This window comes from Nostocoides japonicum T1-X7 (assembly GCF_001046855.1).
GTDB lineage: Bacteria > Actinomycetota > Actinomycetes > Actinomycetales > Dermatophilaceae > Nostocoides > Nostocoides japonicum.
Genome location: NZ_HF570958.1, coordinates 4,204,552 through 4,209,409, shown reverse-complemented (window position 1 = coordinate 4,209,409; position 4,858 = coordinate 4,204,552). Strand labels below are relative to the sequence as shown.

The window sequence follows — 4,858 nt, the reverse complement described above, 5'->3', positions numbered from 1 at the left end:
GGGGGCGGGCCGGCCTCAGCGGACCGCGCCGCGGGCGCGCAGGCGCAGGTTCGGCAGCGCGGGCGCCTCGTAGCGGTCGGCCGTCGGGTAGTGGCTCACCTCGCCGAACCGCCCGTCCCTGGTCTCCCACGACGTCCGCGCCCTGACGATCTCCTCGTGCGAGCGCCCGACGAAGTTCCACCACATGACGATCTCCTCCCCGAGCGGCTCGCCGCCGAGCAGGAGCACCCGCGCCGCCGGTGCCAGCCGGACCTCCACGTCCGCGCACCCCACGGGCAGGAACATCGCAGAGGCCTCGCCGACGGGCTCCCCGTCGACCGTCGCCGCCCCGTCGAGGACGACGGCGAGGTGCTCGTATGCGGGGTCCAGCGGAAGTGTCCCGCCCGCCCAGCCGTCCGGGTCCCCGGCGGAGCCGTCGACGTCGGCCCGGGTGAGCTCGGCGCCGACGAGGGGCGAGTGGACGCGCGTGCCGGAGTCGACGTCACCGAGGGCGCCCATGAAGACACCGGCCCTCAGCGCGCCGACGACGAGCGGCGTGGCGACCTCGCCGAGCTGGAACGACGGCTCGATCTCGCGGACCGCCTCCGGGAGCGCGACCCACAGCTGGACGCCCTGGAGGACCGGCGAGTGCGGCTCGGGCGAGTTCTCCGAGTGGCTGATCCCCCGCCCGGCTGTCATGATCGCCGCGCGCCCGGGCGCCGCGAGGGCCGTCGTGCCGAGACTGTCCCGGTGGAGCACCTCGCCCTGGACGATCCACGAGACGGTCTGCAGGCCCATGTGCGGGTGGGGCGCGACCGTCATCCCGGCCCTCTCGCGGACGTCGTCCGGCCCGTAGACGTCGACGAAGCACCACGCGCCGACGAGCCGGCGGTCGCGGTGCGGCAGGAACCTCAGCACCTCGTCGCGAGGGGAGATCCTCGCGTGGATGGCCTCCAGGAGGATCCGTTCGCCGACGGCTGCCGTCATGTCCTCACGGTAGCCCTCCACGCCGACCGGTGGGTCCCGCCGACCGGCTAGGCTCGGCGCCGGTGTGCCGGGAAGTCTGGTCGGCCACCCGGTCCGCCGGGACCGGGTGACGAGGACGTCCCGACCCGTCGGAAGGCTGCCCATGGACGAGCGCACCCGCCTCTTCGCCCGGCCCTCGACGTGGCCGGAGGCCCGAGCGGTCACCGACGCGCTGCGGGCCGAGACGGTCGGCGGCGCGCTGCTCCTCATCGCGGCGGCCGTCGCACTGGCCTGGGCGAACAGCCCCTGGCGGCAGTCGTATGCGACGCTGCGCGACACGGTGGTCGGCTGGCCCGCCGTCCACCTCGACCTCTCGCTCGGCACCTGGGCCGGCGACGGGCTCCTCGCGATCTTCTTCTTCGTCGCCGGCCTCGAGCTGAAGCGCGAGCTGCTCGTCGGCGACCTCCGCGAGCCCGCCAAGGCCGCCGTGCCGGTCGTCGCCGCACTCTGCGGGGTCGCCACCCCGGCCGTGCTCTACGTCGCCGTCGTCGCGGTGCTCGGAGGCGGCGAGGGCTCGGCATCGGGCGGGGCCGGCGGCATGGCAGACGGCTCGGCCTTCCGCGGCTGGGCCGTCCCCACGGCGACCGACATCGCCTTCGCGCTCGCCGTCCTCGCCGTCCTCGGCTCGCACCTGCCGTCGGGGATGCGGTCCTTCCTGCTCACCCTCGCCGTCGTCGACGACCTCGTCGCCATCGTCATCATCGCGACGGTCTACACCTCGAGCCTGTCGGCCGGCTACCTCGCGCTCGCCCTCCTCCCGCTCGCCGCCTTCGCCGCCCTCGTCCAGCGGCGGATCGTGCATTGGTGGCTCCTCGTGCCGCTCGCGGTCGTCACCTGGACCCTCGTCCACGCGAGCGGTGTCCACGCGACGGTCGCCGGGGTCCTCCTCGGCCTCAGCGTCCCCGTCCGGCCGCGGGCGTCGGTGCCGTCCGCCAGCACCCTGCCTCGAGACGCCGACGTGGCCGAGCGGTTCGCGCACCGGCTCCGGCCGCTGTCCGCGGGGTTCGCGGTGCCGGTGTTCGCCTTCTTCGCCGCCGGCGTCCCGGTCGTCGACGGCGGCGGGTTGGGCGCCGCCGTCCGCGACCCGATCACCCTCGCCGTCGTCGTCGCGCTCGTCGTCGGGAAGCTCGTCGGCGTCCTCGGCAGCACGGTCGTCATGGCCCGGCTCACGCGAGCCGACCTCGACGACGAGCTCGCCTGGGTCGACGTCGTCGGGCTCGCGCTGCTGTGCGGGATCGGGTTCACCGTGTCCCTCCTCGTCGGCGAGCTCGCCTTCGGTCGCGGGTCGCCGGCCGACGAGCACGCGAAGCTCGGCGTCCTCACCGGATCCCTCGTCTGCGCCCTCCTCGCCGCCGCCGTCCTCGTGCCTCGCAACGCGGCATACCGGCGGGTCCACCGTGGGCAGGCGCGGGACGAGGAGACCGACCGAGTCCCCGAGGTGCACCAGCGCGACGACGAGGGTCCGGATAGGGTCTGAGTCGGACGCGCAGGTCGATGTGCCCGTGACGCGGAACCGACGACGCAGTGACCGACGATCTCGGCAGGACCGAGGGACGGGGTGAGGACGATGGCCGCAGGAGTGCCGACCGGCGAACGGACGATCGGGCAGCTCGTCGCCGACGCGAGCCATGACGTCAAGCACATCGTGCGCGGCGAGATCGCGCTCGCCAAGGCCGAGATGCAGGGCAAGGCCCAGGTCATGGGCAAGGGCGCCGGAATGCTCGCCGCCGCGGCCGTGCTCGGGCTCTTCGGGCTGCTCTTCGTCCTCCACACGATCGCCCGGGTCATCGCGCTCTGGCTGCCGATCTGGGCCGGCTACGGCATCGTGGCCCTCGTCCTCCTCATCGTCGCGGCGGTCCTCGCGCTCACCGGCAAGAAGGCGCTGAGCACCGTCGACCCCGCACCTCGCAAGGCGATCGCCGACGTCCAGCAGACCGTCGCCGCGATCAAACCGGGCCACTGATCGCCGACCCCTCCTCGGTACTGCTCGACGGGCCGTGGGAGCACCGGTTCGTTGCGGCCAACGGCGCGAGGTTCCACGTCGCCGACCTCGGTGACGGGCCGCTCGTCCTCCTCCTCCACGGCTTCCCGGAGTTCTGGTGGGCCTGGCGCCACCAGCTCCTCGCCCTCGCCGACGCCGGCTACCGGGCGTGCGCCCTCGACCTGCGCGGTGTCGGCGCCTCGGACAAGCCCCCCGGCGGGTACGACGGCTGGACGGTGACGCGGGACGTCTCGGGGGTCATCCGCTCCCTCGGCCAGGAGCGCGCCGTCGTCGTCGGCCACGGGGTCGGCGGCTACCTCGCGTGGAGCCTGCCCTCCTTCGACCCCGCGGTGAGCGCCGCCATCGGCTCGGTCGGTATGCCGCACCCGCTCGTCGCGCGCCGGATGATCGCCCGCTCCCTCGGCCGGACCGGCCCGCAGGGCTACCTCACCCCTCGACTGCGTCCGTGGACCAAGGCCCGGGAGCTGGCCACCGATCCGCGCGTCGTCGACGACGTCCTCCGCGAGTGGGCGTCTCCGCGGAGCGCCTGGCCCTCCGCGGAGGAGTCCGAGCGGTATGCCGCGGCCCAGACGATCCCCTTCGCCGCCCACGCGAGCGCCGAGTACCACCGCTGGCTCGTCCGCAGCCAGGCCTGGCCCGACGCGTTCCGCTACGCCCGGCGGGTGTCGGCCCCCGTCCCCGTGCCGGCGCTCCTCGTCCGTGGCGCCGACGACCCCGGGGTGGGTGCCGCGGAGATGGGGGCGTCGACCTCGCTCGTCCAGGGAGGCGCGACGACCGCCGTCATCCGTGAGGCCGGCCACTTCCCCCACGAGGAGGCCCCGGCCCGCTTCAACCGTGCCCTCCTCACCTGGCTCGACGGCCTCGCCTAGCGAACCCGACCAGGCCCCCCCATCGGCGGTCGTCCCGAGATACCTCGACTCGCCGAAGACCCTCCGCAGTCGAGGTAATCCCACCCCACCAGAACGTCACCACATACCTCCACTCCACGGAGGCCTCCCGGAGTCGAGGTATCCCGATCCCGCCCGATCGTCACCAGATACCTCCACCCAGCCGACCACCCCGGAGTCGAGGTATCCAGACCCCACCGGACGGTCACCACTCACCTCCACCCAGCGGAAGGCCCCCCGAATCGAGGTATCCAGGCCCCATCACGGGGGGGCGGGTTACCACATAGCCTCGACCACGAGGGCGCCAGAGGAACGCACGCAGAGTGCGCCTGGCGCCACGCCCCCGATCGCGGCAACGTCACCAGATACCTCCACCCAGCAGAAGACCTCTGGAGTCGAGGTAACCAGACCCCACCGGACGGTCACCACATACCTCCACCCAGCCGACCACCCCGGAGTCGAGGTATCCAGGCTCCATCCGGGGCCGGTCACCACATACCTCCACCCAGCCGAGGGCCGAGGAGTCGAGGTATCCCCACCCCACCCGAACGTCACCAGATACCTCCATCCAACGGAAGACTCCGGAATCGAGGTAACCAGGCCCCACCAGAACGTCACCACATACCTCCACCCAGCGGAAGGCCCCCCGAATCGAGGTATCCAGGCCCCATCAGGGGGGCGACCTCTGGAGTCGAGGTAACCAGACCCCACCGGACGGTCACCACATACCTCCACCCAGCCGACCACCCCGGAGTCGAGGTATCCCCACCCCACCAGAACGTCACCAGATACCTCCACCCAACGGGAGACCCCGGAGTCGAGGTATCCAGACCCCACCAGAACGTCACCAGATACCTCCACCCAGGCGATCACCCCGGAGTCGAGGTATCCAGGCTCCATCCGGGGGCGGTCACCACGTAGCCTCGACCACGAGGGCGCCAGAGGAACGCACGCAGAGTGCGCC

4 protein-coding genes are annotated in these 4,858 nt (G+C 72.9%); 3 read left to right on the top strand and 1 reads right to left on the bottom strand.

The window, feature by feature from the left end:
* Positions 1–15 precede the first annotated feature (15 nt).
* Positions 16–966 carry a pirin family protein gene (locus BN12_RS19060; RefSeq protein WP_083455048.1) on the bottom strand — a complete coding sequence of 317 codons (951 nt, stop codon included), beginning with the start codon at positions 964–966 and terminating at the stop codon, positions 16–18.
* Positions 967–1,108: 142 nt separating this feature from the next.
* Between BN12_RS19060 and nhaA the strand changes: the two genes are divergently transcribed.
* From nhaA to BN12_RS19045, 3 genes are all read left to right on the top strand, one after another.
* Entirely contained in the window at positions 1,109–2,482 is a 1,374-nt protein-coding gene (gene nhaA / locus BN12_RS19055) for a Na+/H+ antiporter NhaA (protein ID WP_048554986.1), read from the top strand.
* A gap of 90 nt (positions 2,483–2,572) precedes the next feature.
* Positions 2,573–2,968 (top strand): phage holin family protein, encoded by a 396-nt coding sequence (locus tag BN12_RS19050; protein ID WP_048554984.1) that lies wholly within the window; start codon positions 2,573–2,575, stop codon positions 2,966–2,968.
* Positions 2,965–3,876, top strand: a complete 912-nt coding sequence (locus BN12_RS19045) for an alpha/beta fold hydrolase (RefSeq protein ID WP_048554982.1) — start codon at positions 2,965–2,967, stop codon at positions 3,874–3,876. The genes BN12_RS19050 and BN12_RS19045 overlap by 4 nt, the downstream gene beginning before the upstream one ends.
* The last annotated feature ends 982 nt before the right edge of the window (positions 3,877–4,858 follow it).